Source organism: Rhizobium sp. ERR 942 (assembly GCF_007828395.1).
GTDB classification, from domain to species: Bacteria; Pseudomonadota; Alphaproteobacteria; order Rhizobiales; family Rhizobiaceae; genus Rhizobium; species Rhizobium dioscoreae.
The window spans coordinates 712,848-739,749 of the sequence record NZ_VIUA01000003.1 but is presented as its reverse complement, the minus strand read 5'-3'; the positions used below and the strand labels follow the sequence as shown (position 1 = coordinate 739,749).

The following is a 26,902-nucleotide window of genomic DNA, read 5'->3' as shown; positions in this document are numbered from 1 at the left end:
GAATAAAAGCCAGACAAGACAAATGGGTTGATCGCGCATGAATTTCGAGCATGACTTTGCCGGCGGTCTCATTCGCGCGACATGCAGCGACGCGATCGGTACGATTTCCATCGGCAATCCTGGCAGAAAGAATGCCGTGACGGCTGCCATGTGGCGTGCCATCCCGCAAGCCGTGCGTATCCTGACCGATGAAGCCCATGCGCATGTTATCGTTCTGCACGGCGCGGGCGCGGATTTTTCAGCCGGCGCCGATATCAGCGAATTCGACAGCGTGCGCAAGAATTCCGAGACCGCGGTCGCCTATGAGGCGCTGAACAGCCAGGCTTTCGAGGCTATCCGTCACTGCCGCGTGCCGACGATCGCCGCAATCCGCGGCATCTGCTATGGCGGCGGCTTCGGCTTGGCAGCGGCCTGCGATCTTCGCATAGCCGAACGAGGCGCGCGATTCTGCGTCCCCGCCGTCCGCCTCGGCATCGCCTATCCCGCCGACGCCGTGCAGGACATCGTCAACGCGCTCGGAGCCCAGATGGCCAAGGTCACACTGTTTACCGGCGCGCCCATGTCTGGCGAGAAGATGGTCGCCGCCGGCTTTCTTCTGGAGGAAATCGACGCAGAGGCATTCGATGGCGAAGTCTCCGCCCTCGCCCATGCCATCGCCGCCAATGCGCCGATCGCGCTGCATGCCTCGAAACTTGCGATCCGCGCCGCCATCGAGCAGAACGGCGACCTGCTGCGCGAAGCGGAAGTGATCGGCGCCGAGACATTCGACAGCGCCGATTATGCCGAGGGCCGCGCTGCCTTTGCAGAGCGACGGAAACCACACTTCACCGGCAAGTGACTTAGCGCTGGCCGAGGCGCTGATAGAATTCGAGAACCGCCGCTTTGAAGATCTTGTCGCCGACGGCGAGCATGTGATCGCGGTTCGGTATGTCGATGGCCTCGGCGTTCGGCATCAATGCGGCCAGCTCCTGGCCCGAGCCGGCGATATCGTCCTTGGTGCCGACGGCGATCAGGGTCGGCGCCTCGATCCTTGCAACATCCTCCCTCGACGCCAGATCGCGTGAGCCTTGGATGCAGGCGGCCAGCGCCTGCCGATCGCTTTTCGTCTGTTCGGCAAACGCGCGGAACATGCGCCCGCGTGCATGGGTGACATCATCGAGCGATGGTGCCACCAGTGCGTCCGCAATTGGATCCCAATCGCCGACGCCCTCGACCATGCCGATGCCGAGACCGCCGAGAACCAGCGAGCGGACACGATCCGGATGAGCGATCGCCATAAAGGTCGAAACACGCGCACCCATGGAATAGCCCATGACATGCGCCTCGGGGATGCCCAGATGATCGAGAAGGGCGACGGCATCCTCTGCCATGATCCACGGATGGTAGACATCGGCATCATAGAGCTTGTCGCTCGAGCCGTGGCCACGGTTGTCGATGGCGATCACGCGATAGCCTGCCTCGCCGAGCGTCTTCAGCCAGCCCGGATTGACCCAGTTGGCAATCGCCGTTGAAGCGAAGCCATGAATCAGCAGCACCGGCGGGCCGCTCGGATCGCCGTCATCGAAAAAGGCAAGCTTCAATCCGTCTCTGATAAAATAGGACATCGGGGGAGCATTGAGATTCATGGCGTTGTCTTCACAAACTGGGTCCTGTTGGCGCCGGACCATATTTTATCGGCGATATCAAATGAACCCTATGCCTGCGAAAATCTCTGCCTCAAGCCGGACTTTCGCACTACACAATCGGGAAGAAGGATTATAAAGAGGGGCGACCAAGTCTGGCGCAACCATCATGCCGCTTAAGGCAAGACGCATTCGGAGATTATCATGGCCGGCCACAATATTCCCCATTTCCAGAACGACGGCGGACATCGCGTCATCGAAATCGGCGTGAAGGAATTCATGTGCACTGGCGCTTCGGTTCCCTATGATCATCCGCACATCTTCATCGACCTCGGCGATGAGAGCGAAAAGGTTTGCTCCTACTGCTCAACGCTCTATCGCTACAATCCGTCGCTGAAGGCGGATCAGACGAATCCGGCCGGCTGCGTCTTCCATTTCAAGGCCGCCTGACGCCATAGCGTCCGATCGGACATAAGAAAATGCCGATCAAAGCAGCCGCAATCATCGGCGCCGGAATAGCTGGATTGACAGCGGCGCTGGCGCTGGCGAGACACGGGATTGCCTCCGACATCTTCGAACAGGCAGAGGTGCTGACCGAAGTCGGTGCGGGCCTGCAGATTTCGCCGAACGCCTCCCGCATCCTCGATACGCTCGGGGTGCTCGACGCGCTCAGACCGGTTTGGCTGGAGCCCGAGGAAGTCCGGCTCGTATCCGGCTCGTCGCTGCGGCCGGTCGCCTCCATTCCCTGTGGGAAATTTGCCCGAGAGCGATGGGGTGCTCCCTATGGCGCCGCGCATCGCGCGACCCTGCAAAAGGCGCTCCTCAATGCGGTGAAGGCCAATGACTTATGCCGGCTGCACCTCGGCCGGCACATCGATATCAAGGATAAGCAGACACTGGAAGAGCGCGCCGGAAAGGGATTCGATCTCGTCATCGGCGCAGACGGCGTGTGGTCGAAAGTGCATGCGATGGTGCCCAGTACGCCCTCGCCGCTCTTCTCCGGGAATATTGCCTGGCGCTTCTCCATTCCGCAGGCGGCGGCTCCGGCCCTGCTGGACAAGGCGAACGTCACGGCATTCCTCGGTCCTTCCAGCCACCTCGTCTGCTATCCCATCCTGGAAAATGCCGCATTCAATATCGTCGCCATCGTCTCCGGCAGTAGCACCAGCCGCGATTGGGGTGCGACCGGCAGCAAGGCGCAACGCGAGCAGATGCTGCGCGGCTTTTCCGGCTGGAACGGCGCGATCCTGCAAATGCTGGAGGCACAGGAGCAGACAAGCTTCTGGCCGCTCTACGAGATGAAGGACGGTCGGTGGCATAATGGCCGCGATACGATCCTGATCGGAGACGCTGCGCATGCGATGATGCCGTTTGCGGCGCAAGGCGCAGCCATGGCGATCGAGGATGCCTTCGAGCTTGGCGGGCTGCTTTCTGCGCGCTCGCCAGCGGAAGCCTTCGAACTCTATGAAAAGCATCGGGCGCCACGAATTGCGCGCCTGAGGCAACGCGCCGCCTTCAATCAGTTCGCCTATCATGCCCGCGGCCCCATCCGGATCGCGCGCGATCTCGTTCTCTCCCTCCGTCCGCCGCAAAGCCTCGCGGCGGACATGGACTGGATTTATGGCTACCGCGCCATCGGTTGATCAAATCTCTTTGGCGGCGGCAAAGCCCTTTTCGATATCCGCCTTGAGATCCGGCACGTCTTCGAGACCAACCTGCAGGCGGATGACCGGCCCTTCCGTCGGAACCTTGGTGACGCGCCGATCGTTGAGGTTGACGTGCAGGGCCAGACTTTCGAAACCGCCCCAGGAATAGCCCAGAGCGAAAATCCGCAAGGCATCGAGGAAGGCATGCGCCTTCGCCTTGAATTTCTGGGGATCGTCGACGGCCAGAACGAAGGAGAAAATCCCGCTCGCACCCTTGAAGTCGCGCTTCCAGAGTTCGTGGCTGGGGAAGCTCGGCAAGGCCGGATGCAAGACGCGCGCGACCTCCTCTCTGCCTTCGAGCCATCGGGCCATCGCGAGCGCGCTTTCCTGATGGCGATCCAGGCGTACGCCCATGGTACGCAGGCCGCGCAGCACCTGATAGGCGTCGTCGGGCGCCCCACAAAGGCCGAGCTGACCGTGAGCGTCCAGCAACCGCTTCCAATGCGTCTCGTTGGCGGATACCGTGCCCATCAAAATGTCGGAATGGCCGGCGGGGTATTTCGTCACGGCATGGATGGAAACGTCAACGCCATGGTCGAGCGGCTTGAAATAGAGCGGCGTTGCCCAGGTATTGTCCATGGTCACGACGCAGCCGTGACGATGAGCCGCCGCCGAAATTGCGGGGATATCCTGCACTTCAAAGGTGTTGGAACCCGGCGATTCCGTATGGACCAGCTTGGTGTTCGGCTTCATCAACCGCTCGATATCGGCGCCAATCGACGGATCGTAATAATCGACCTCGACGCCGAGGCGCTTCAGCATGGTATCGCAGAAGAAGCGCGTGGGACCGTAGACCGAATCAACAATCAGTGCGTGATCACCGGCGGAGAGGTAGGCAAGAAGCGGCACGGTGACCGCAGCAAGCCCGGACGGCACGATGATTGTTCCCGCCGAACCTTCCAGCGCGTTCATTGCTTCGCATAGCGCATCCGTCGTCGGCGTGCCGCGCGTGCCGTAGGTATATTTCTGGTCATGCGTCTCCATAACGCGCGCATTGGGAAACAGCACCGTCGAGGCACGCACGACAGGTGGATTGACGAAGCCGTGATAGTCGAACGGCGAATTGCCGATATGGGACAAGCGCGTGTTGATGCCGGCGTTCGGCAGGTTTGTGTCTTTGTCTTTCATGTCAGGATATGCCTTTGGCGCTGTTGGAAGCTGGATTTGTGGCGACCAAGTCCGGTGGGGTCAACCCCGATCATTCCAACGCCACACATTATTAGAAGGCTAAAATAACAAAAATGGCGACCAAAACCGCATTTTCGCGCAGATTTTTGGCAAAATGCCGCTCATTTTGGCGCCAAATGCCCATTTTTCGTCCCCGAAAAGCAAAAATGCCGAATAAAACCGCAATAATTGGGGCGATCTCTTGACCGCTACACCATTTGCGACTGTGATAGCGCCACTCGCACCGAGAAAGGGAAGGAACACGGTTCTCCAGGAACCTGCTTCGGACGCGATACAGTTTAACTATAAAACTAATAGACAAAGGTAGGGAAAATGAAAAAGATTGCTCTCTCCGCATTCCTCGGAGTCGCAGCCTTGGCTTACACCGCGTCCAGCGCTTCGGCTTCGACGCTGAGCGACGTAAAGGCCAAGGGCTTCGTCCAGTGCGGCGTGAATACCGGCCTTCTCGGCTTTGCACAGCCGGACGCATCCGGTAACTGGGCCGGTTTTGACATCGACTTCTGCAAGGCTGTCGCTTCCGCTGTCTTCGGCGATCCGACCAAGGTGAAGTACACGCCTCTCAGCGCCAAGGACCGCTTCACCGCGCTGCAGTCCGGCGAAATCGACGTACTTTCCCGTAACACCACCTGGACCATCAACCGCGACACCGCGCTCGGCCTAAAATTCCGTCCGGTCACCTATTATGACGGCCAGGGCTTCATGGTTCGCAAGGAGCTGAACGTAAAATCGGCACTCGAACTTTCCGGCGCGGCAGTTTGCGTTCAGTCCGGCACGACGACCGAGCTGAACCTTGCCGACTACTTCAAGACCAACAACCTGCAATACAACCCGGTCGTCTTCGACAAGCTCGAAGAAGTCAATACGGCCTATGATTCCGGCCGTTGCGATGTCTACACCACCGACCAGTCGGGTCTCTACGCTCTGCGCCTGACGCTGAAGAACCCGGACGATAACGTCGTTCTGCCCGAAATCATCTCCAAGGAGCCGCTCGGCCCGGCCGTTCGCCAGGGTGACGATCAGTGGTTCAACATCGTCAGCTGGACGGCCTATGCGCTAGTGAACGCCGAAGAATTCGGTATCACCCAGAAGAACGTCGACGAGATGAAGAACTCGGCCAATCCGGACATCAAGCGCTTCCTCGGCGTAGAACAGGGCTCGACGATCGGCACCGACCTCGGCCTGACCAACGACTGGGCCTATAACATCATCAAGGGCGTCGGCAATTACGGCGAAGTCTTCGACCGCAACATCGGCGCAGGCAGCCCGCTGAAGATCGCTCGTGGTCTCAACGCTCTGTGGAGCAAGGGCGGCATTCAGTACGCACCGCCGGTGCGCTAAGCCGCAAAGAGCCTAGCTTTAAGAGAGAGGCGGCTTCGCCTCTCTCCCCTCAAGAAAACAAGCCTGAAACAGGCACATTGGGGAAAAATTCTTTATGGCAATTACTGTAAACTCGCCTGAAGGCGGGCGCTCGGCACTATCGGCGGCGCTATACGACCCCAAAGTTCGGGGCGCCTTCTATCAGGCGCTCACGATCATCATTCTCGCGGGACTTTGCTGGTTTGTCGTCACGAACACCATCGACAATCTGCGCGCATTGAACCGCTCATTCGGTTTCGGCTTTCTCGAAGGACGCGCTGGCTTTAACCTGGGGCAAGCGCTGATTCCCTACTCCAGCGATTCGACCAATGCGACTGCCCTTCTCGTCGGCGTACTGAACACACTCCTGATTTCGGTGGTCGGCATCGTCGCGGCGACCATCGTCGGCTTCCTCATTGGCATCGGCAGGCTTTCGCATAATTGGCTGATTGCGAAACTTTCCCAGGCCTATGTCGAGATCTTCCGGAACATCCCGCCTCTGCTCGTCATCTTCTTCTGGTATAGCGGCGTTCTGGTGCTGCTGCCGCAGGCGCGCGATGCCGTGCACCTGCCCTTCTTCAGCTATCTCAGCAATCGCGGCCTCGCCTTTCCGAGCCCGATCTTCGGCGCGGGCATGTGGGCTGTCGGCATCGCCTTTCTCATCGCCATAGCCGTCGTATTTTTCGTGGCGCGCTGGGCGCACAGGCGTCAGGCGGCAACCGGCCAGCAATTCCATACGATCTGGGTGTCGATCGGCATCCTGATCGGCCTGCCGTTGCTGGTCTTCCTGGTAACGGGCATGCCGCTTTCCTTCGACTATCCCATTGCCGGCAAATTCAACCTGACGGGTGGCACGGTCATAAGTCCGGAGTTCCTTGCGCTTCTGCTTGCACTATCCCTTTATACCGCATCCTACATTGCCGAGATCGTACGCGCCGGTATTCGTGGCGTGCCAAAGGGTCAATCGGAAGCAGCGGGCGCACTTGGCCTTCGGGCGTCGGCCATCAACCGGCTGATCGTCATACCGCAGGCAATGCGCATCATCATTCCGCCGCTGACGAGCCAGTATCTCAATCTGATCAAGAACTCGTCGCTTGCCATCGCCATCGGCTATGCCGATCTCGTCGCCGTCGGCGGCGTGATCCTCAATCAGTCCGGCCGAGCCGTCGAAGTCGTCATCATCTGGATGATCATCTATCTCGCCTTGAGCATCGTGACATCGCTGTTCATGAACTGGTTCAACGCCAAGATGGCTCTGGTGGAGAGATAGAATGTCCAGCGTAGATCAACACTTCGTCAGTAAGGCGCTTCTCACAGCGCAGCCGGCACCCGCCAGTGAAAGAGGCGCGTGGCACTGGTTGAAAAAGAACCTGTTTGCCACGCCCAAGGACATTGTCCTCACCGTGCTTGCCATCACCTTCCTTGCCTGGGTGATCCCGCACCTGATCAATTGGCTATTCCTAAATGCGGTCTGGAGCGGGACCGACCGCACCTTCTGCGCTACCACTGTTCAGGGCGGAACGCAGCCGGATGGCTGGAACGCCGCGTGCTGGGCCTTTGTCCGCGCAAAATTCGCCATCTTCATGTTCGGCCTTTATCCGCCGGACGAGCGCTGGCGGCCGATCCTCGTCTGCATCCTGATGATCGCCAGCTTCGTTCCGTTGCTGATACCGTCGGTTCCCCGGAAGGGATTGAACGCAATCCTGGCATTCTTCGTGCTGCCAGTGGTTTCGTTCTTCCTGCTCCACGGAGGCTTCGGCCTTGAGACGGTGGAAACGGAACGATGGGGAGGCCTGCTGGTAACGCTGGTGATCGCTTTCGTCGCCATCGCAGTCTCATTCCCGTTCGGCATCGTGCTTGCGCTGGGACGCCGGTCGAAACTGCCCATCCTTCGCATGCTGTGTGTGACTTTCATCGAAATCATCCGCGGCGTACCGTTGATCACCGTGCTGTTCATGGCGAGCTATATGCTGCCGCTGTTCATGCCGCAGGGCTGGACCGTCGATAAGCTGCTGCGTGCCGTGGTCGGTGTCGCGATCTTCACCTCGGCCTATATGGCCGAAGTCATCCGCGGCGGTCTGCAGGCGATACCGAAGGGCCAGTTCGAGGGCGCCGACTCGCTCGGCCTCGGCTACTGGCAGAAGATGCGGCTGATCATCCTGCCGCAAGCAATCAAGCTGGTCATTCCCGGCATCGTCAACACCTATATCGGCATGTTCAAGGACACGTCGCTGGTTGCGATCATCGGCATGTTCGACCTGCTCGGTATCGTTCGTCAGAACTTTTCGGATGCCTCTTGGGCGACGGCGGTGACCCCCGTAACGGGTCTTGTATTCGCTGGATTCGTTTTTTGGCTGTTCTGCTTTGGCATGTCGCGCTATTCAGGTTTCGTGGAACGCCATCTCGACACCGGCCACAAGCGATAAAATTGAGGGAAATTACAAAATGGCTGAAGCCCAATCGAAGAAAATGACCGTCTCCGAGACCGAGGTCGCGGTCGACATGATCAATATGAACAAGTGGTATGGCGATTTCCATGTGCTGCGCGATATCAACCTGAAGGTCATGCGCGGCGAGCGCATCGTCATTGCCGGCCCATCCGGCTCGGGCAAATCGACGATGATCCGCTGCATCAACCGCCTGGAAGAACACCAGAAGGGCCAGATCATCGTCGACGGGGTCGAACTCACCAACGATCTGAAGAAGATCGACGAGGTGCGCCGCGAAGTCGGCATGGTGTTCCAGCACTTCAACCTCTTCCCGCACCTGACCATTCTGGAAAACTGCACGCTGGCGCCGATCTGGGTGCGCAAGATGCCGAAGAAGCAGGCGGAAGAGATCGCCATGCACTTCCTCAAGCGCGTCAAGATCCCCGAACAGGCCAAGAAATATCCCGGCCAGCTTTCCGGCGGTCAGCAGCAGCGTGTGGCAATCGCCCGCTCGCTCTGCATGAACCCGAAGATCATGCTGTTCGACGAGCCAACCTCAGCGCTCGATCCGGAAATGATCAAGGAAGTGCTCGACACCATGGTGGGCCTTGCTGAAGAAGGCATGACCATGCTGTGCGTGACCCACGAAATGGGCTTTGCCCGTCAGGTCGCCAACCGCGTGATCTTCATGGACCAGGGCCAGATCGTCGAACAGAATTCGCCGAAGGAATTCTTCGACAATCCGCAGCATGAGCGCACGAAGCTGTTCCTCAGCCAGATCCTGCACTGATACGGATCGATTGAATGAACAAGACCCGCCGCTGCATCGCTGCCGGCGGGTTTTTTATGTGCGGCCGGGTTCAGCAGTCGTAATCGGCGTCAGGACGCGGATCTCGCAGGCCGTCTCCTCCTGATTGCTGCCTGACAATTTTGGCAGCGTTAGCAAGCCCTATAGCGCTTCGCAAAAAACGAGATATATTCTTTATCACCGCGAATAATGCGGAATTCACGAGACGTCGGGGAAGCGGGCCGTGAAAAAAAGCGACAGGATCATCGGCGGATTAGCTCTTCTGAGTGTCGCTATCATCGTCATCAAGTTGGCCGGAGCAATGTACGGCTACGACCTTATCCAGATGGCGGTCGACGCTACGCGGCCAAAAGCTGCCGGCGGCTGGCCGATGGCGGCGAACTGAATGCTGATAGCCAGAATGAAGTCTGCATGACGGAAAGCGGCGCCGCGCACGCGAAATCAGATCTCTCCTTCTCGGGAAAATGGCGACCCCTGCAGGATTCGAACCTGCGACCACATGCTTAGAAGGCAAGTGCTCTATCCAGCTGAGCTAAGGGGCCATGAGCCTTGCCGCGCTTTGCGCGGCGGGCAACACATGCCTGAAACCGCCGCCAAACTCAATGGCCGGCGTTCAATAAGTGCCTGGTTTCAGTGCGTCCAGGGCTGGATGCGGTTGAAGCGGAAGTTGTCGGAATAGGATACCGTCTGCCGGATGGGATCCTTCGGCGGGATGACGCGGTAGTCGATGCCGTTGCGCTTGGCGTAATCTTCCGCCTGTTCCTGCGTCTCAAAGGTCAGCTTGAGCTGCTGGCGCATATCGCCCGACGAGGTATAGCCCATGATCGGATCGATCTTGCGCGGCATTTCCTGATCGAACTCCAGAACCCAGATATTGGTTTTGGCCTTGCCGGATTGCATGGCGGTTTTTGCAGGACGATAAATCTTGGCAGGCATTGCTGCAGCGCCTCCGAATCAAGCGGGAATGATCCGCTTACTTGCTTCTCTTGCCGCGACGCGATCCTCTGCGGGCCGCGCGAACACGACTTTTGCTTAGCTGCGAATCCCTTTGTTTTCAAGCAAAAAGGCAGCCGCTACCAGGACGAATTCAACGACATTAATGAGGGGATTTTAAATGGTCGGAGTGGAGAGATTCGAACTCCCGACCCTCTGGTCCCAAACCAGATGCGCTACCAGACTGCGCTACACTCCGTACCCGTCAGCATGACCAAAATGCGGTCATGAGCTGATTTTGCGTACCGCCGAACGCTTAGTCCTGCGGAACGAGTGGGGAGATACACGGTTCATCTGCCCGCTGCAACAGATAAAATCCTGCTTAGCACATCTTCCCCGATGAAAATTTACTTGCCGAGCTTTGCCGAAATGGTGGCGCTCGTCACCGTATCGCCGACGGCAAGGCCGAGTTTGCGAACAATACCGGCGTTCAACTCGATGACATAGGCAACCGGCCCGCCGGAGCTGATGATCGCTTCGGAATAGGGCACGGCGTTTTCCTGAATATGGGTAACGACACCCTTCTGATCCAGAAAGAGCATGTCGAGCGGCAGCTCGGTGTTCTTCATCCACATCATGACGGGCCGTGTCGTGCCGAAGTCAAACAGCATGCCATGATCGGCGGGCATCTTGTCGCGATACATCAGGCCGAATTCGAGCTGCGCTGGCGTCAGGGCCAGTTCCACGGTGAATTTATGCGTCTGGCCTTTGGACGATGCGATCGAAAGCGGTTCGGAATCGAAAGCCATCGACTGTTGCCCTGCGGTCTGTGCCGCGAAAGACGATGGGGCGATGGCCCCAACGAGAAAAAGCGCCAAAATGGCGCTTTTCAAAATTTCAAGAAATCCGGCTTTGTTCATATCAGTGCGGCCGTGTCGCTGGGCTTGGCGCATCCGGGTGAATTTCTGCCGCCATCAGGCCCTTTTCGCCAGGCCCGAAGCGGACGAGCACCACCTGCCCCGGCCGCAGCTCAGCGAGACCGAATCGACGCAGCGTTTCCATATGTACGAAGATATCCTCGGTGCCTTCTCCACGTGTCAGGAAGCCGAAGCCCTTGGTGCGGTTGAACCACTTGACCAGCGCGCGCTCCAGGCCGCTCGTCGCAGTCACCTGCACATGCGTGCGCACGGGCGGCATCTGCGAGGGATGCACAGCGGTCGATTGGTCCATGGAGAGGATCTTGAAGGCCTGGTAGCCGCGCTCGCGGCGCTGGATCAGCGCCACGATGCGGGTTCCTTCGAGAATCGTCTGATAACCGTCACGGCGCAGACACGTCACATGCAGCAATACGTCCTGCATGCCATTGTCAGGCACGATAAAACCGAAGCCCTTGGCGACATCGAACCACTTGACGACGCCTGAGATTTCGATGAGCTCGACGGTATCGCCCGACATCTCCTCGAAGTCGACAACTCCCTTCGATGAAATTCTGTCACCCATCCTAGCCAGCCCTCGATTACGCGTCACACTGTTACGGTTAACTGATTCCCTGATATCAAGATTAACATCTTGGTAACGGAAAAGCGCAAGTCCTAGTTTTCGTTTATTCCCACCCTAAGATTATTGCTCCAATGACTTGCGCGAAGCTGGTGCCCCGACCAAAGATCCGCCCAGCTCAACATTAAGAGAGGAAATAGAATGCGTTATCTCCATACGATGGTCCGTGTCACCGATCTCGACGCCTCGTTGCATTTTTATAGCACCCTATTCGGACTTACCGAAACCCGTCGCTACGAAAACGAAAAAGGCCGCTATACGCTCGTTTTCCTAGCGGCCGACGAGGATGCCGAATCGTCCCGCAGCAACGGTGCCCCCAGCCTGGAGCTGACCTACAACTGGGACCCGGAAGAATATAGCGGAGGACGCAATTTCGGCCACCTCGCCTATGAGGTCGACGATATCTATGCGACCTGCCAAAAGCTGATGGACAACGGCATCACGATCAACCGCCCGCCCCGCGATGGTCACATGGCTTTCGTGCGTTCTCCGGACGGCATCTCCATCGAAATCCTGCAGAAGGGCGCCAATCTTCCTTCGGCCGAGCCCTGGGCTTCCATGGCCAACACCGGCTCCTGGTAAGGCCTAAGCTTTCGCGAGGCTTACGGCACGCGCGGAGCCATCCGTTTCGCGCTTGCCGCCCATGCCCATCCTCCGGCATGCTTGGACGACTCGAAGCATCATGCATCGGATATCGCGCAGTCATCGTTCCCAGTCGGCGCGCGGTATCGTCGTCCCTCGCAGGAGGCCGTTCCGATGCAAGCCTTTTTTGCAGGGAACGTCCTATGTGCGATCAAGAGATTTTATACGGCAGGAAAAAGCTAGCAAGCACAATTGCCGTTCTTGCCTCATTTGTGATGATTGCGGGCTGCGCGACCACAGCCAAAAAGCCGATCGAGACCTCGCAGGCTGCCCCTGTCGTGCCATTGACCGTGGCAGAACAGCTGGCAGCCGATATGAACAGCAAGGCCGATGCCCGGCGCCGCAAAGCCGATGTCGCCTATCGTGATCCGATGGTCCACAGCGTCAATGGCACACGTCAGCAGATCGTCGCCCAGCAGAACCAGGCACTCTATCCTGCGCCTACGGCAGCCCCGCATGCGGACGGGCAGACCGGCATCGGCGGCCTGGTCACACAGCCGACGGCCGTCAATGCGAACAGAAGCAGCATCTTCTCCGCTCCGCCGCCGATCGCCGTCAATCCGGACGGGACGCTTGCCAAAACCCAATCTGATGGCGGCCAGGCGATCACGCCGATGATGCGCAGCGTTTACAGCGCGCCACCAGCGACTATGCAGACGACGGCGCCGCAGACGATGGACACCGCCGCCGTGCCGAACGGCCGCACATCGGCCGACATGCTGCCACCACCCGTCATTCGCAATGCAACCTCGCCGGCTTCGGGTTCGCCGCAGCCGATTGCCCAGGTGACCGCGTCGGGTGTTGCGGCAACGCCGAATCCGAATGTCCACGAATTGAACGGCAGACAGGCCGCCGCTCTGGCGCAGTTCATCGCATCGAAGAACCAGCCGCAGAACGGCAAGCTGCTGGTGCAGCCCGTGCCGGGTGCAAATGGGCAATAAAAAAGCCCGCGTTTCCAGAGAATCTTCGATATCGCCAGCAAGAGCCTGTTAAGTCTCACTTATTCAGCACCGGCGGCGGCTTCACCCATCTGTCATTTTTTCCACAAAAAAGCAAAATTGCCGCTTGCGGGAATGAAATCGCCCCGCTATAAGCGCGCCACACAACAGCTGAACGCGCCCTTCGTCTATCGGTTAGGACGACAGATTTTCATTCTGTAAAGAGGGGTTCGACTCCCCTAGGGCGTGCCACTGTTGTTCTTCTCCCCGTCTTCAATTCATTTAAGCTACCGCTTGCGGACGCAATAAGCTATTCCTATCTAGGCCGTGCAGCATGCGCCCTTCGTCTATCGGTTAGGACGACAGATTCTCATTCTGTAAAGAGGGGTTCGACTCCCCTAGGGCGTACCAAAAGCGTGTCCCGAAGTTTTCCACAAGCACCTCGAAAAATCTTTGCTTAGTCATCGATTTTTCTGCGATTTTTCTCGTTTTTCCGCTTGCGGGAATGAAAGGTGCTGACTATAAGGGCGCCACAGCACGCGCCCTTCGTCTATCGGTTAGGACGACAGATTTTCATTCTGTAAAGAGGGGTTCGACTCCCCTAGGGCGTGCCACTGCTCCTTCCCCTTAATTGATGTTTTGGCTCGCTAAACGCTGTTATGCAGACGCGTGTCGGGCGTAATCTGCGTTACGGAGCTTTCGCCGCGTCTGTGACCCGCAGCTGCACGCGGCGGCTGCCCTGCCAGTGATCGGCGCCGAGCGTGCCGGCGACATGGATCTGCGCCCCGCGCGACGACATCAGCAGCTCGCCCAAGGGCGTCTCAGCCGCACGGAAGGCAATGCCGTCCACCCGGCCGCCATCCTGCCCTTCGAGCGTGATCTTGATATGCGACTGGCCGACAAGGCGGGAATCGCGCAGGCGGTGGCTCGGAAGCGCGAAGACGGGCTGTGGATGGCCCGAACCATAGGGACCGGCCGTCTCGAGCCTGTCGATCAGCTCCACGGTCGCGCCGCTGGCGCCGAGCGCACCGTCGATCTTCAAGGTTTCGTTGGCAACGAGCCCGGCTACCTGCTTCTCCGCCTTCTCCGTGAAGAAGGCCCGCAGCTTTCCGAGGTTGTTCCTCTCCACCGTCAGGCCGGCCGCCATGGCATGGCCGCCGCCCTTGACGAGCAAGCCAGCATCGACGGCCGCGCGTACCATGCGGCCCATGTCGAAACCGTTGATCGAGCGGCCGGAGCCGGTGCCCTTGCCCATCGGATCGAAGGCAATGGCGAAGGCTGGTCGGCGGAACTTGTCCTTGAGACGCGATGCAATGAGGCCGACGATTCCCGGATGCCAGTTCTCGCGCGCCGTGACGATGACGGAGGCGCCGTCGCCATTGCCGTACTCCGCCAGGGCCTCGGCCTCGGCCTCCTGCAGCATGGCGGCCTCCATGGCCTGCCGCTCGCGATTGAGCTCATCGAGCTTCGCGGCGATGGTTTCCGCTTCGCCGCCGTCGTCCAGCGTCAGCAGGCGTGCGCCAAGGGCCGCATCGCCGATGCGGCCACCGGCATTGATGCGCGGACCGATCAGGAAGCCGAAATGATAGGGCGTGACAGGACCGTTAAGGCCGGCCTTGCGAAAGAGGGCAGCAAGCCCGAGATTGCCCTGGTGGCGGGCGGCAATAAGCCCCTTGACGACATAGGCGCGGTTGAGGCCCTTCAGCGGCACGACATCGCAAACGGTCGCGAGCGCGACGATATCGAGCCAGGCAAGCAGGTCGATCGAACGCACGCGGGAATCGCCGGCCTCGCGCAGCAGCCGCAAGGCCGCGACCAGAACCATGAAGACCACACCAGCGGCACAGAGATGGCCCTGCCCCGAAAGATCATCCTCACGGTTCGGATTGACCAAGGCATGACAATGCGGCAGCTCGTGCGCCACCTGGTGGTGATCGATGACGACGACGTCGATATTGCGCGCCCTCGCCGCTTCAAGCGATTCGAAGCTGGTGGAACCACAATCGACGGTCACGATCAGCGTCGCGCCATTGTCGATCAGCTGATTGATGGCTGTGGGATTGGGGCCGTAACCTTCGAAGATGCGATCGGGAATATAGATGCTGGCCGGAACGCCGAAATGGGTGAGAAAGCGATAGAGCAGCGCCGAGGAGGCCGCGCCGTCGACATCGTAGTCGCCGAAGATCGCGACTGTCTCGCCCTTCCTGATGGCGTGCAGGAGGCGCTGTGCGGCCTTCTCGCAATCGGTCAGCAGATGCGGGTCTGGCATCAGGCCGCGGATCGTCGGGTCGAGGAAAGCCATGGCTTCGTCCTGCCCGACGCCGCGCCCGGCAAGCACGCGGGCAATCAGCTCCGGCAGGCCATGGGTCTGCGCAATGGCGAGCGCCCTGTTCTGGCCGGCCTGATCGAGCCTGGATACCCAGCGATTGCCGGATACCGAGCGCTCGACACCCAGAAAGGCCCGCTGAACTGGATCGACCGGTTGCTCCACCATCTCTCCCGGAATTTAAGAGCGGCATCCCTTTGAGGCACGCCGCAGCTGGTCAGATTATTCCTTCGGCCGCTCGATGCGGATGACCTGCGGTTCGCCGACGAGATAGCCTTCGTTCTTGATTGCCGCAACCGCCTTGCGCACCGAATCTTCCGTCGTCGCATGGGTGACGAGGATGATCGTCTGGTGATCGGAGGGTGCCAGATGCTGCTTGGAACGCTGGACGATCGATTCGAGCGAAATGTGGTTTTCCGCCATGCGGGTCGCGACACTCGCAAAAACGCCGGTGCGGTCGAGAACCGTGAGGCGGATGAAATAGCCACCTTCGTGGCTCTGCATCTGCGCTTTGCGGTAGGGCTCCAGCGCCTTGGCCGGATGACCGAGCACCGGCACGCGCTGCTCGCCCGGGCGGCTCTTGGCGATATCGGCGATATCTCCGAGCACAGAGGAAGCCGTTGCGTTGCCGCCGGCTCCGGGGCCGACCATCAGCAATTCGCCGAGAATATCGGATTCGATCGCCACGGCATTGGTGACGCCATCGACCTGGGCGATGACCGAATCGAGCGGCACCATGGTTGGGTGCACTCGCTGTTCAATGCCGCTTTCGGTGCGCTGGGCGACACCGAGCAGCTTGATGCGGTATCCGAGATCGGCAGCAGCGCGTATATCCTCGATGGAGACGTTGGTGATCCCTTCGAGGTAGATGTCGTCGGCCGCGATGCGGTTGCCGAAGGCGAGCGTCGTCAGGATGGCAAGCTTGTGGGCGGTGTCATTGCCTTCAATATCGAAGGCCGGGTCGGCCTCGGCATAGCCGAGACGCTGCGCTTCCTTGAGGCAATCGGCGAAAGACAGGCCTTCCTTCTCCATCCGGGTCAGGATGTAGTTGCAGGTGCCGTTCATGATGCCATAGACGCGAGAAATCGTATTGCCCGTCAGCGATTCGCGCAGGGCCTTGATGACCGGAATGCCGCCGGCAACGGCTGCTTCGAAGTTGAGCAGGACGCCCTTTTCTTCGGCGATTTGTGCGAGCTCGACACCGTGATAGGCGAGCAGCGCCTTGTTGGCGGTGACGACGTGCAGGCCGCGGGCAAGCGCTGCGCGCACCGCTGCGTTGGCCGCGCCTTCGGAACCGCCGATCAGCTCGACGAAAACGTCGATATCGGCCTTCTGCGCCAGATCGACAGGACCGCCGAACCATTCGATGCCCGTCAGATCGATGCCGCGATCCCGCGTGCGATCGCGCGCTGTGACGGCGACGATCTTGACGGGACGACCGCAGGTAACGGCAAGCTCGTTAGCGCGGCTCTGGATGATGCGGACGAGCGAGGCACCAACGGTGCCCAAGCCCGCAATGCCGATTTTGAGGGCATCTGCCATGAAAAATTCCTGATCAGTATTTGGGACGGCAGCCGCGGGAACGGCTGCCGCGCGATATTATGAACGATGAGCGTTCAGCGAAATGACATTATGCATCGTCTCATCCGCGGTGGAGAGGAAGCGCTTCAGATTGCGCGCCGCCTGACGGATGCGGTGTTCGTTTTCAACGAGCGCGATGCGGACATAATCGTCACCCTGTTCGCCGAAACCGATGCCCGGAGCAACGGCGATGTCAGCCTTCTCAACCAAAAGCTTGGAGAACTCAAGCGAGCCGAGATGACGGAACTTTTCCGGGATCTTCGCCCAGGCGAACATGGTCGCTGCCGGTGGCGGCACGTCGAATCCGGCCTTGCCGAAGCTCTCGACCAGCACGTCGCGGCGGCGCTTGTAGATGTTGCGCACTTCGGCGATGTCGGAACCGTCACCGTTGAGGGCGTGGGTCGCCGCCACCTGGATCGGGGTGAAAGCGCCGTAATCGAGGTAGGACTTCACGCGCGTCAGCGCTGCAATCAGCCGCTCGTTGCCGACGGCAAAGCCCATGCGCCAGCCGGGCATAGAGAAGGTCTTCGACATCGAAGTGAATTCGACCGTCACATCGATTGCGCCCGGAACCTCCAGCACCGACGGCGGCGGCGCGTCGTCGAAGTAGATTTCCGAATAGGCCAGATCCGAAAGCACGATGATGTCGTGTTTCTTCGCGAAGGCGACGACTTCCCTGTAGAAATCCAGCGTTGCGACATAGGCCGTCGGGTTCGACGGATAGTTCAGGATGAGCGCGAGCGGCTTCGGGATCGAGTGGCGCACGGCCCGTTCCAGCGGCGGGAAGAAGCTGTCATCCGGCTCGACCGGGATCGAACGGATGACGCCGCCTGCCATCAGGAAACCAAAGGCGTGGATCGGATAGGTCGGGTTCGGGCAGAGGATCACATCGCCCGGCGCCGTGATCGCCTGCGCCATATTGGCGAAGCCTTCCTTCGAACCGAGGGTGGCAACCACCTGCGTATCGGGATTGAGCTTCACACCGAAACGGCGGGCGTAATAGGCGGCCTGCGCGCGGCGAAGGCCCGGAATGCCCTTGGAGGAGGAATAGCGATGCGTGCGCGGATCCTGAACCACTTCGCACAGCTTGTCGACGATCGCCTTTGGGGTCGGAAGATCTGGATTGCCCATGCCGAGGTCGATAATGTCCGCCCCGCCCGCTCGCGCGCTCGCTTTCAAACGATTGACCTGTTCGAAAACGTAGGGCGGCAAACGCCGGACTTTATGAAACTCTTCCATTTCTTTCCCCATGGGACAGCGGCCCTCAAAACCGCACTGAAGTTCGTTGATCTCCCGGCCAGCCGCGATACGAACTTGGGACTCGCGGCGCCGTACTCATGCTATCTCGAAAGATAAGGTGAATCTTGGGCGCTTATGCACGCAAAATGCAATCCGCCGGTAGATACATCCAATTTCGGCCTATCCGAACGCTTTGCGTCCAAATCGCCTGAAACGCAAGGCTAATTCTGCGTTGGGGCCGGCTGGGCGCTGCCCTCTTTCTGAATTTCCTGCAGCGTATCCTGGCCATGCTCGGCGGCGAGCTTGCGCATCTCGGCAACACGCCTCTGATATTCGGCCTCGGAGATCGTGCCGGCTTTGCGCTGCGATCCAAGTGCCGTCAGCTGCTTGACCAGATCGCCGGCCTGCTGATCGTTAATCTGGACGTTTGCAGCGGTCGGCGGCGCGTTGAAGGAAGGATAGCCGTCCTTGTAAAATTGCTGCGTGCTGGTTTCCACGACCGGCGTGCCCTTGGCGGGCTTTACGATGACAGCCTGAGGCGGCTGCTTGCGCTTGGCGAAGGCCGCTTTTTCCTCAGGCGTCGAGCAGCCCGCGAGTGTCAATGCGAGAATTCCGCACATTGCACTGCAGAGTACGGAATACCGGTTCAGTCTTGCCACCATGCCGCCGCCCATAATTGTCTTCCTGCGCTATTCCTTGCTGTGGGTTGCGACTGTTAAATTTGTCGCAGCAGCAAAGCAAGAGCAGGGTTGCGTTTCATTCGACTTGTATTCCTTTTCCCGCAAGATGTACAAATGGAAAACAAGACACGAGCTGCCGCCGGGAGGATGATGCGTGACCGACAGCAAGCGGGACAAGAATGAAGGTAATGGCGGCTTTCCCGGCTTTGATCCAAAGTCAGTCGAGCCTTACATCGTCAGGGATCCCGAAGCGATGGCCGTCAACTTTGCCCGTGCGCTGGAAAATCTCGGCAAGGCAGCCTCGGCCTGGCTTGCACCGCGCGAGCGCGGCGAGAAGGTCGATACGGTTGCCGATCCTTTCACCGACATGGTCAAGACGCTGTCTAAAGTCGGCGAATACTGGCTTTCCGATCCCCGCCGGACACTGGAAGCGCAGACTCACCTGCTTTCCGGCTATTTTGGTCTGTGGACGAAGACCATGCAGCGCCTTAGCGGCGATTCGTCCGCCGAGGCTGAAGCCGAACCGGTGAAGGACAAGCGCTTCGCAGACGAGGACTGGCAGAAGAACCCCTTCTTCGATTTCTTGAAGCAGACCTATCTTCTGACGTCGAACTGGGCGGAAAAACTGGTCGGCGACGCGGAAGGGCTGGATGAGCACACCCGCCACAAAGCGGCATTCTACACGAAGCAGATCACCGCCGCATTTTCGCCAACCAATTTTGTCGCGACCAACCCGCAGGTCTATCGCGAGACTATCGCCTCCAATGCCGAGAACCTGGTGCGCGGCATGAAGATGCTGGCCGAGGACATCAGCCTTGGCCATGGCGAGTTGCGCCTGCGTCAAACCGACATGACGAAATTCGCCATCGGCCGCGACATGGCGCTGACGCCAGGCAAGGTGATCGCGCAAAGCGATGTCTGCCAGGTGATCCAATATGAGCCGGCGACAGACAAGGTGCTGAAGCGGCCGCTGCTGATCTGCCCGCCCTGGATCAACAAATTCTACATTCTCGATCTCAACCCACAGAAATCCTTCATCAAATGGTGCGTGGAGCAGGGTCATACCGTCTTCGTCATTTCCTGGGTCAATCCCGATCATCGGCATGCGGCGAAGGATTGGACCTCTTATGCCCGCGAAGGCATCGATTTCGCACTCGAAACCATCGAAAAGGCGACGGGCGAACAGGAAGTCAATGCTGTTGGATATTGCGTCGGCGGCACGCTGCTGGCGGCCACCCTCGCCCTCCACGCCAAGGAAAAGAACAAGCGTATCCGAACGGTAACCTTCCTGACGACGCAGGTCGATTTCACCTTTGCCGGCGACCTGAAGGTTTTCGTCGACGAAGAGCAGATTGCAGCACTCGAAGAGCAGATGAACGTGCTCGGCTATCTCGAAGGTTCCAAGATGGCGACGGCCTTCAACATGCTGCGCGCCTCCGAACTGATCTGGCCCTATTTCGTCAATAATTATCTTAAGGGTCAGGAGCCCCTGCCCTTCGACCTCCTGTTCTGGAATGCCGATTCGACCCGCATGGCCGCGGCCAATCATTCGTTCTACCTGCGCAACTGCTACCTCAACAACGCCTTGAGCCAGGGCAAGATGGTGCTCGACGGTAAGACATTGTCGCTGAAGGACGTGCGCATCCCGGTCTACAATCTGGCGACGCGGGAGGATCATATCGCGCCGGCCAAATCCGTCTTCGTCGGCAGCCAGTATTTCGGCGGTCCGGTGGAATTCGTGGTGACCGGCTCCGGTCACATTGCCGGCGTCGTCAACCCGCCCGACAAGCATAAATATCAGTTCTGGACCGGCGGCCCGACCGGGGGCGACTATGAGGATTGGCTCGCCGGGGCAAAGGAGACACCTGGCTCCTGGTGGCCGCATTGGCATGCCTGGATCCTCGCGCAAGACCATCGCATGACGGCTGCGCGAAAACCCGGCGGCAAGGCCCTCAATGCGCTGGAAGAGGCACCCGGCAGCTATGTCCTGGAACGGGCATAAGTCACCCGATTATGCAATTTCCTTCGCCTCTCCTCCCTGCCCGCCTGATTTCCCGCTACAAGCGCTTTCTCTTCGATGCCGAGCTGGAGGACGGAACCTTCATCACCGGCTCCTGCCCGAATACCGGCTCGATGCTCGGCCTTACGACACGCGGCTCGCGCATATGGCTCTCCGAACATGAGGGCGCGAAGCGAAAATACCGTCATGTCTTCGAACTGATCGAAGCTGACGACACGATCGTCGGTGTCAACACCGCCATGCCGAACCGCATCGCAGCAGAAGCGATCGCGCTCGGACAAATCTCCGATCTCGGCGATTATACAGCTGTCAAACGCGAGCAGAATTATGGCCGCAACTCCCGCATAGACCTGCTCTTGACCGATCCTTTGCGGACAACCACCTATGTCGAGGTGAAAAACGTCCATTTCATGCGGCAGCCGGGTCTTGCGGAATTTCCCGACACGGCGACGGCCCGCGGCGCCAAGCATCTGGAAGAACTCGGCGATATGGCCGAGGCTGGTTATCGTGCCGTTATGTTGTTCGTGATCCAGCGCAACGATTGCCATCGCTTCCGGATTTGCAGCGATCTCGATCCGGTCTACGCCAGGGCTTATGATCGCGCTTTGAAGCGTGGCGTCGAGGTCTATGCGCTGAAATGCAGGGCTTCGCCGACGGAAATCGCGCCTGCCGGGTTGATCCCGATAGACGAACCCGGCATAGCTGCATTAGAACAATTTAAGATCTCTACCGAAGGCTAATCATGGTGAACTACATCGAAGCGGCAACGGCGCCGGCGAAAAATACGGGTGCTATCCGCATCTACGGAGAGGACGCCTTTGCCGGAATGCGCAAGGCGTGCCAGCTGACCGCCCGCTGCCTCGATGGACTTGCCGCGATCGTCAAGCCTGGCGTGCCCACCGATGTCATCGACCGTTTCGTTTTCGAATTCGGCATGGATCACGGCGCCTATCCTGCGACGCTGAACTATCGCGGCTACATGAAATCCTCCTGCACCTCGATCAACCACGTCGTCTGCCATGGCATTCCCAACGATAAACCGCTGCGCGAAGGCGATATCGTCAATATTGACGTGACCTATGTGCTCGATGGCTGGCATGGCGATTCCAGCCGCATGTATCCGGTCGGAGAAATCAAGCGTTCGGCCGAGCGGCTGCTGGAAGTCACCTATGAATCTCTGATGCGCGGCATTGCCGCCGTGCGCCCCGGCGCCCGCACCGGCGCCATCGGCGAAGCGATCCAGACCTATGCCGAAGGCGAGCGCTGCTCGGTCGTGCGCGACTTCTGCGGCCACGGCGTCGGCAGCCTCTTCCATGACTCGCCGAATATCCTGCATTACGGCCGCGTCAATGACGGCCCGGAACTGCGTGAAGGCATGATCTTCACCATCGAGCCGATGATCAATCTCGGCAAGCCGCATGTGAAAGTGCTCGGCGACGGCTGGACGGCCGTCACGCGCGACCGCTCGCTCTCGGCACAATACGAACACACGGTCGGCGTCACTGCGACGGGCTGCGAGATCTTCACCCTGTCGCCCGGCGGCCTAGACCGCCCCGGCCTGCCGCCGCTGCAGGCATAATTCATGGCAAAACGTCCCGCTTCTTCCAATGGACATGGTGACATGCCCCTCGATAGAGGCGGGAAGACGGAGGCGTTGGAAGATGCGCCGCTACTCGACGAGCGGCTATTCTTCCCTCAACAGGTCGCCAAACCCGCCTCGACATCCAAATCCGCACCGATAGCCAAATCCGCGACAACCAACGTCGAAGCCCATTATCATGGCCACCGCGAACGGTTGCGCAATCGCTATCGCGACGGCGGCGACGCGGCATTGGCGGACTACGAGATTCTCGAACTTCTGCTTTTCCGGCTGATCCCGCGCCGCGACACGAAACCGATCGCGAAGGCCCTGCTCGCCCGTTTCGGCACGCTTGGCGGCGTGTTCGGCGCGCCGGTCGGCCTCTTGACCAAGGTCAGCGGCGTCGGCGATGCCGTCGCTCTCGACCTGAAGCTAGTCGCGAGCGTCGCGCAACGCATGCTGAAGAGCGAATTGACGGGTAAGCCGGTGCTCTCTTCCTGGAAGGCGCTCATCGATTACTGTCATGCTGCCATGGCGCATGAAGCACGCGAGCAATTTCGCCTGCTGTTTCTCGATAAGCGCAACGCCTTGATCGCCGATGAGGTGCAGGGTTTCGGCACGGTCGATCATACGCCGGTCTATCCGCGCGAGGTCGTCAAACGCGCACTCGAACTCTCCGCCTCCGCAGTAATTCTAGTCCACAATCACCCGTCAGGAGATCCGACACCTTCGCGTGCCGATATCGACATGACCAAGACGATTATCGACACCGCCAAGCCCTTGGGCATCACCGTTCACGACCATGTTATCATTGGAAAAAACGGCCATGTCAGCTTCCGCGCATTGCGGCTGATTTGAAATTGTCGCAAATGCGATAATCCAATACTTTAAATCTATATTGTACGTTTTTGATTTTACGTTATCATTATCGAATCTCATCCATTCGATCATGGCGAAATATCCCGAATTCGTCATGGCGATCTCCGCTTTCATTTTTCAGCTCGGCGTCAGGATCATCTGGCAGAAGGGTCGCCGCGTTCCTGTCGGCTGATCCGCCCGCGGAAGCTGTTGTTTGATTTGGCCTTATCCGCTTGCATGCGCCGGCCATCTGGAGATCGAATGCCGAAGATGTCGCCCAAGCTTGCTCATCGCCTCCTTTCTATCGGTCGCGGCGCGCTTGTCGCGGCAGGCGCTTTTCTGGTGGCCGCCAGCGGCTTCTATGCTCACATGCTCTGGACGACGAACTTCCATCCGGTCATTGCCGGCGAGCTTTACCGTTCTTCGCAGCCCTCGGCCACCAACATTGCCGAGTTTCAGAAGCAATACGGCATCAAGACCATTATCAACCTGCGTGGCTACAATAGCGGCCACCATTGGTACGATACCGAAGTTGCCGAGGCGAAAGCGCTCAACATCGACCATATCGATTTCCATATGTCTTCGGCCCGAGAGCTGACACAGGAGCAGGCGGCGCAGCTTGTCGAGATCATGCGGAATGCGCCGAAGCCGATCCTCATTCATTGCCAGGCCGGAGCCGACAGAACTGGCCTGGCCTCGGCACTTTACCTTGCCGCCATTGCCAAGACGAATGAGGCTACCGCGGAGGGCCAGATGTCGATCATCTATGGTCACCTGCCGTTCTCCTTTACGCGTGCCTATGCCATGGACCGTACTTTTGAGAAGCTGGAACCCTGGCTCGGTCTTTCGGCCTCGTGAACACCAAACTTCCCGTTAGATAATCTGTAACATTGAGACGCTACCGGTTGACGGAGCATGTTGCATTGCGACATTGATTCCCCATTCCAGTCATCCGAGGCTTCCCGATGGACCAATTCGATCTCCTAGTCGTAGGTAGCGGCCCCGCTGGCCGCAGAGGCGCTATCCAGGCGGCCAAACTCGGCAAGAAGGTACTCGTTGTCGAGCAAGGCAAGCGGGTCGGCGGCGTCTCGGTCCATACCGGCACCATTCCCTCCAAGACGCTGCGCGAAACCGCGCTCAATCTTTCCGGCTGGCGCGAACGCGGCTTCTACGGTCGCGCCTATCGCGTCAAACAGGAGATCAGCGCGGAGGATCTCCGCCGCCGCCTGCTGATCACACTCGACCACGAGGTCGAAGTGCTTGAGCATCAATTCGCGCGCAATCGCGTCCAGCACATCAGAGGCAAGGCAAGCTTCGTCGATCCGCAGACGATGCAGATCGTCAAGGATGATGGCGAGGTCGTCACCGTGTCCGCCGCCAGCATACTGCTTGCAGTCGGCACCAAGCCTTTCCGTCCGGATTACATGCCGTTCGACGGCAAGACGGTTCTCGACAGCGATGAACTCCTAGAGATCGAGGATTTGCCGCGATCGATGGTCGTCATCGGCGCCGGCGTCATCGGCATCGAATATGCCACAATCTTCAGCGCGCTCGACACGCAGGTGACGCTGATCGATCCGAAATCCACCATGCTCGATTTCATCGACAAGGAGATCGTCGAGGATTTCACCTATCAGCTTCGCGATCGCAACATGAAGCTGCTGCTCGGTCAAAAGGCCGAGAAGGTGGAGCGGCAGAACGGCAAGGTCGAGCTGACGCTCGACAATGGCCGCCGCATCACGACAGACATGGTGCTCTTCGCCGCCGGCCGCATGGGTGCCACCGACACCCTTAATCTTGCCGCTGCCGGCCTTGAGGCCGATGCTCGCGGCCGCCTGAGCGTCAATCCGGAAACCTTCGCCACCAAGGTTCCGCATATCTTTGCCGCCGGCGATGTCGTCGGTTTCCCGAGCCTTGCCTCTACGTCGATGGAACAGGGCCGCATTGCCGCGCGCGTCGCCGTCGGCGCCATCGCCAAGGAGCCGCCGAAATACTTCCCCTATGGCATCTATGCCGTGCCGGAGATTTCCACCTGTGGCCTGTCGGAGGAAGAGGTCAAGGAGCGGCACATCCCCTATGAGTGCGGCATCGCCCGCTTCCGCGAGACCTCGCGCGGCCACATCATGGGCCTCGACACAGGCCTCTTGAAGATGATCTTCTCGCTGAAGACCCGCCGCCTGCTCGGCGTCCACATCGTCGGCGAAGGCGCCACCGAGCTCGTGCACATCGGACAGGCCGTGCTGAACCTTAAGGGCACCGTCGAATATTTCGTCGAAAACACCTTCAACTATCCGACGCTTGCCGAAGCCTACAAGATCGCCGGCCTCGACGCCTGGAACCGCATGGGCGATATCAAGTCGGAACTCTAATAGGTCAATATTGACCATGCCGGCGGAGCTCACTACTCTGCCGGCATGATGAGCATTCTCAACATCGCTTCGGTCTTCTTCATAAGCCGCTAATCCCTAGGCTTTCAGCCAAATGAAGACGAGACCGCCTCAACGGCCGCGAGGCCGCGGGTAGGTCTTTGCCGAAACAGCCGTGATGCCCGCACAGGAAGGGTGAAAAACGGCGCGATGATCGAGAGAGATTTCATGCCATCCCAAAAACAGTATCCGGCTGCGCTTTCCAACGCGCAGGTGAACGATTTCATTGAACATGGCTTTATACGCATCGATGATGCGTTTTCACAGGAACAGGCTGCCGAAGCCCGCGCCATCATGTGGCGCGATATTCCATGTCGCGAGCACGATCCGGCAAGTTGGAGATTTCCGGTCGTGAGGCTGCCAGGCTATGGCGGCGAGCCATTCCGTGCCATCGCTAATATGCCCATTTTGCACGCTGCTTTCGATCAACTGGTCGGGCGTGGGCGATGGCTGCCAAGAGATGGGCTTGGGACCTTCCCCGTGCGTTTCCCGCATCCGGACGATCCCGGCGACGCCGGCTGGCATGTCGACCTCAGCTTTCCTGGGGACGATTGCGATCCGAATGAGCAAAGCGACTTCTCCGCCTGGCGCGTGAATGTCACCTCGCGAGGGCGCGCTCTGCTTACGCTATTCCTGTTTTCCGATGTTGGCGAAGACGATGCGCCGACCCGCATCCGCGTCAGCTCTCACATGGATATGGCGCGCTATCTCGAGCCTGCCGGAGAGCACGGGCGTTCTCATATGATGCTCGAGCAGATGGGAGCCGACCGCCCTCACGCACTGGCAACGGGAAAGGCTGGTACGGTCTACATCTGCCATCCCTTCATAATCCACGCCGCCCAGAAGCATCGAGGCGCCACGCCGCGATTTATGGCGCAGCCTTCGATCGGCCTTGCTGAGCCCTATCGATTGGAACGGCCGGATAATGCCTATAGCCCAGTCGAGACAGCCATTCGCCGCGCTTTGGGTAAGGAATAATCGCGCCGAACTGATTGCTGATAGCCTGGGGCCCCT

At 59.3% G+C, this 26,902-nt stretch carries 26 protein-coding genes and 5 tRNA genes; 20 read left to right on the top strand and 11 right to left on the bottom strand.

All coding sequences use genetic code 11. The features are described 5' to 3' along the window. Positions 1 to 37 precede the first annotated feature (37 nt). Complete coding sequence (locus FBZ97_RS16265) at positions 38 to 838, top strand: enoyl-CoA hydratase-related protein (protein WP_145320188.1); 801 nt, start codon at positions 38 to 40, stop codon at positions 836 to 838. 1 nt (position 839) lies between these two features. Here the strand turns inward: FBZ97_RS16265 and FBZ97_RS16260 are convergent, their stop codons facing one another. After that, positions 840 to 1,625 (bottom strand): alpha/beta hydrolase, encoded by a 786-nt coding sequence (locus tag FBZ97_RS16260; protein ID WP_113352603.1) that lies wholly within the window; start codon positions 1,623 to 1,625, stop codon positions 840 to 842. Positions 1,626 to 1,826: 201 nt separating this feature from the next. Here FBZ97_RS16260 and FBZ97_RS16255 point away from each other — a divergent pair, with 201 nt between their 5' ends. Together FBZ97_RS16255 and FBZ97_RS16250 are read left to right on the top strand one after the other, a co-directional pair. Beyond that, entirely contained in the window at positions 1,827 to 2,072 is a 246-nt protein-coding gene (locus FBZ97_RS16255; protein ID WP_047454665.1) for a zinc-finger domain-containing protein, read from the top strand. Between the two features lie 29 nt (positions 2,073 to 2,101). Next, complete coding sequence (locus tag FBZ97_RS16250; RefSeq protein WP_145320190.1) at positions 2,102 to 3,265, top strand: FAD-dependent monooxygenase; 1,164 nt, start codon at positions 2,102 to 2,104, stop codon at positions 3,263 to 3,265. Here FBZ97_RS16250 and FBZ97_RS16245 read toward each other — a convergent pair whose 3' ends face one another. Further along, the gene (locus FBZ97_RS16245; RefSeq protein ID WP_145320192.1) at positions 3,266 to 4,456 is read right to left on the bottom strand and encodes a cystathionine beta-lyase; all 1,191 of its coding nucleotides are present in this window, start codon (positions 4,454 to 4,456) and stop codon (positions 3,266 to 3,268) included. It abuts the gene before it with no gap. Between the two features lie 372 nt (positions 4,457 to 4,828). On the opposite strand from FBZ97_RS16245, the gene FBZ97_RS16240 reads away from it, so the two are divergent. From FBZ97_RS16240 to FBZ97_RS34425, 5 genes are all read left to right on the top strand, one after another. Then, positions 4,829 to 5,854 carry an amino acid ABC transporter substrate-binding protein gene (locus FBZ97_RS16240; protein ID WP_113389589.1) on the top strand — a complete coding sequence of 342 codons (1,026 nt, stop codon included), beginning with the start codon at positions 4,829 to 4,831 and terminating at the stop codon, positions 5,852 to 5,854. Between the two features lie 94 nt (positions 5,855 to 5,948). Beyond that, the gene (locus FBZ97_RS16235) at positions 5,949 to 7,142 is read left to right on the top strand and encodes an amino acid ABC transporter permease (protein WP_069612068.1); all 1,194 of its coding nucleotides are present in this window, start codon (positions 5,949 to 5,951) and stop codon (positions 7,140 to 7,142) included. Position 7,143: 1 nt separating this feature from the next. Beyond that, complete coding sequence (locus FBZ97_RS16230; RefSeq protein WP_113333698.1) at positions 7,144 to 8,298, top strand: amino acid ABC transporter permease; 1,155 nt, start codon at positions 7,144 to 7,146, stop codon at positions 8,296 to 8,298. A gap of 19 nt (positions 8,299 to 8,317) precedes the next feature. Next, positions 8,318 to 9,091, top strand: a complete 774-nt coding sequence (locus FBZ97_RS16225; RefSeq protein ID WP_095434785.1) for an amino acid ABC transporter ATP-binding protein — start codon at positions 8,318 to 8,320, stop codon at positions 9,089 to 9,091. 241 nt (positions 9,092 to 9,332) lie between these two features. Beyond that, the gene (locus tag FBZ97_RS34425) at positions 9,333 to 9,494 is read left to right on the top strand and encodes a hypothetical protein (protein WP_173002538.1); all 162 of its coding nucleotides are present in this window, start codon (positions 9,333 to 9,335) and stop codon (positions 9,492 to 9,494) included. A gap of 80 nt (positions 9,495 to 9,574) precedes the next feature. Here the strand turns inward: FBZ97_RS34425 and FBZ97_RS16220 are convergent. The 5 genes from FBZ97_RS16220 to FBZ97_RS16200 all read right to left on the bottom strand — a co-directional run bounded on the left by FBZ97_RS16220 (position 9,575) and on the right by FBZ97_RS16200 (position 11,542). Further along, positions 9,575 to 9,651, bottom strand: a tRNA-Arg gene (locus FBZ97_RS16220). 88 nt (positions 9,652 to 9,739) lie between these two features. Continuing rightward, a complete protein-coding gene (locus FBZ97_RS16215) occupies positions 9,740 to 10,045 on the bottom strand; it encodes an ETC complex I subunit (protein ID WP_069612065.1) in 306 nt (101 codons plus the stop codon). A 179-nt stretch (positions 10,046 to 10,224) separates the two neighbouring features. Further along, a tRNA-Pro gene (locus tag FBZ97_RS16210) sits at positions 10,225 to 10,301 on the bottom strand. Positions 10,302 to 10,449: 148 nt separating this feature from the next. Then, a complete protein-coding gene (locus tag FBZ97_RS16205) occupies positions 10,450 to 10,851 on the bottom strand; it encodes a DUF192 domain-containing protein (protein WP_246661060.1) in 402 nt (133 codons plus the stop codon). A 112-nt stretch (positions 10,852 to 10,963) separates the two neighbouring features. After that, on the bottom strand, positions 10,964 to 11,542 hold the full coding sequence (locus tag FBZ97_RS16200; protein ID WP_112721378.1) for a cold-shock protein: 579 nt from the start codon (positions 11,540 to 11,542) through the stop codon (positions 10,964 to 10,966). A 198-nt stretch (positions 11,543 to 11,740) separates the two neighbouring features. On the opposite strand from FBZ97_RS16200, the gene FBZ97_RS16195 reads away from it, so the two are divergent. The 5 genes from FBZ97_RS16195 (at position 11,741) to FBZ97_RS16175 (ending at position 13,793) form a co-directional block, all read left to right on the top strand. Further along, the gene (locus tag FBZ97_RS16195; RefSeq protein WP_069612062.1) at positions 11,741 to 12,181 is read left to right on the top strand and encodes a VOC family protein; all 441 of its coding nucleotides are present in this window, start codon (positions 11,741 to 11,743) and stop codon (positions 12,179 to 12,181) included. A 338-nt stretch (positions 12,182 to 12,519) separates the two neighbouring features. Next, complete coding sequence (locus FBZ97_RS16190) at positions 12,520 to 13,182, top strand: hypothetical protein (RefSeq protein WP_246661775.1); 663 nt, start codon at positions 12,520 to 12,522, stop codon at positions 13,180 to 13,182. A gap of 174 nt (positions 13,183 to 13,356) precedes the next feature. Then, positions 13,357 to 13,431: transfer RNA gene (locus tag FBZ97_RS16185), tRNA-Glu, on the top strand. Positions 13,432 to 13,515: 84 nt separating this feature from the next. Further along, positions 13,516 to 13,590 (top strand) — tRNA-Glu (locus tag FBZ97_RS16180). A 128-nt stretch (positions 13,591 to 13,718) separates the two neighbouring features. Beyond that, positions 13,719 to 13,793: transfer RNA gene (locus tag FBZ97_RS16175), tRNA-Glu, on the top strand. A gap of 74 nt (positions 13,794 to 13,867) precedes the next feature. Here the strand turns inward: FBZ97_RS16175 and recJ are convergent. The 4 genes from recJ to FBZ97_RS16155 all read right to left on the bottom strand — a co-directional run bounded on the left by recJ (position 13,868) and on the right by FBZ97_RS16155 (position 18,999). After that, complete coding sequence (gene recJ, locus FBZ97_RS16170) at positions 13,868 to 15,670, bottom strand: single-stranded-DNA-specific exonuclease RecJ (RefSeq protein WP_145320935.1); 1,803 nt, start codon at positions 15,668 to 15,670, stop codon at positions 13,868 to 13,870. 57 nt (positions 15,671 to 15,727) lie between these two features. Then, the gene (locus FBZ97_RS16165) at positions 15,728 to 17,047 is read right to left on the bottom strand and encodes a homoserine dehydrogenase (RefSeq protein WP_113333694.1); all 1,320 of its coding nucleotides are present in this window, start codon (positions 17,045 to 17,047) and stop codon (positions 15,728 to 15,730) included. A gap of 57 nt (positions 17,048 to 17,104) precedes the next feature. Further along, positions 17,105 to 18,325: an LL-diaminopimelate aminotransferase gene (locus tag FBZ97_RS16160; protein WP_145320196.1), complete on the bottom strand. Its 1,221-nt coding sequence runs from the start codon at positions 18,323 to 18,325 to the stop codon at positions 17,105 to 17,107. Positions 18,326 to 18,546: 221 nt separating this feature from the next. Next, on the bottom strand, positions 18,547 to 18,999 hold the full coding sequence (locus FBZ97_RS16155) for a hypothetical protein (protein ID WP_113352608.1): 453 nt from the start codon (positions 18,997 to 18,999) through the stop codon (positions 18,547 to 18,549). A 160-nt stretch (positions 19,000 to 19,159) separates the two neighbouring features. Here FBZ97_RS16155 and phaC point away from each other — a divergent pair, with 160 nt between their 5' ends. The 7 genes from phaC (at position 19,160) to FBZ97_RS16120 (ending at position 26,866) form a co-directional block, all read left to right on the top strand. Next, positions 19,160 to 21,007 (top strand): class I poly(R)-hydroxyalkanoic acid synthase, encoded by a 1,848-nt coding sequence (gene phaC / locus FBZ97_RS16150; protein WP_113352609.1) that lies wholly within the window; start codon positions 19,160 to 19,162, stop codon positions 21,005 to 21,007. 11 nt (positions 21,008 to 21,018) lie between these two features. Next, positions 21,019 to 21,765, top strand: a complete 747-nt coding sequence (gene sfsA, locus FBZ97_RS16145; protein ID WP_145320198.1) for a DNA/RNA nuclease SfsA — start codon at positions 21,019 to 21,021, stop codon at positions 21,763 to 21,765. Between the two features lie 2 nt (positions 21,766 to 21,767). After that, the gene (gene map, locus FBZ97_RS16140; protein WP_145320200.1) at positions 21,768 to 22,604 is read left to right on the top strand and encodes a type I methionyl aminopeptidase; all 837 of its coding nucleotides are present in this window, start codon (positions 21,768 to 21,770) and stop codon (positions 22,602 to 22,604) included. Between the two features lie 42 nt (positions 22,605 to 22,646). Then, positions 22,647 to 23,462 (top strand): DNA repair protein RadC, encoded by an 816-nt coding sequence (gene radC, locus FBZ97_RS16135; RefSeq protein ID WP_246661774.1) that lies wholly within the window; start codon positions 22,647 to 22,649, stop codon positions 23,460 to 23,462. 261 nt (positions 23,463 to 23,723) lie between these two features. Next, positions 23,724 to 24,320, top strand: coding sequence for a dual specificity protein phosphatase family protein (locus FBZ97_RS16130; RefSeq protein ID WP_113333688.1), 597 nt, complete (start codon positions 23,724 to 23,726; stop codon positions 24,318 to 24,320). A gap of 107 nt (positions 24,321 to 24,427) precedes the next feature. Beyond that, positions 24,428 to 25,831: a Si-specific NAD(P)(+) transhydrogenase gene (sthA, locus tag FBZ97_RS16125; RefSeq protein WP_113333687.1), complete on the top strand. Its 1,404-nt coding sequence runs from the start codon at positions 24,428 to 24,430 to the stop codon at positions 25,829 to 25,831. Between the two features lie 225 nt (positions 25,832 to 26,056). Beyond that, on the top strand, positions 26,057 to 26,866 hold the full coding sequence (locus FBZ97_RS16120; protein WP_145320204.1) for a phytanoyl-CoA dioxygenase: 810 nt from the start codon (positions 26,057 to 26,059) through the stop codon (positions 26,864 to 26,866). Positions 26,867 to 26,902: the final 36 nt, after the last annotated feature.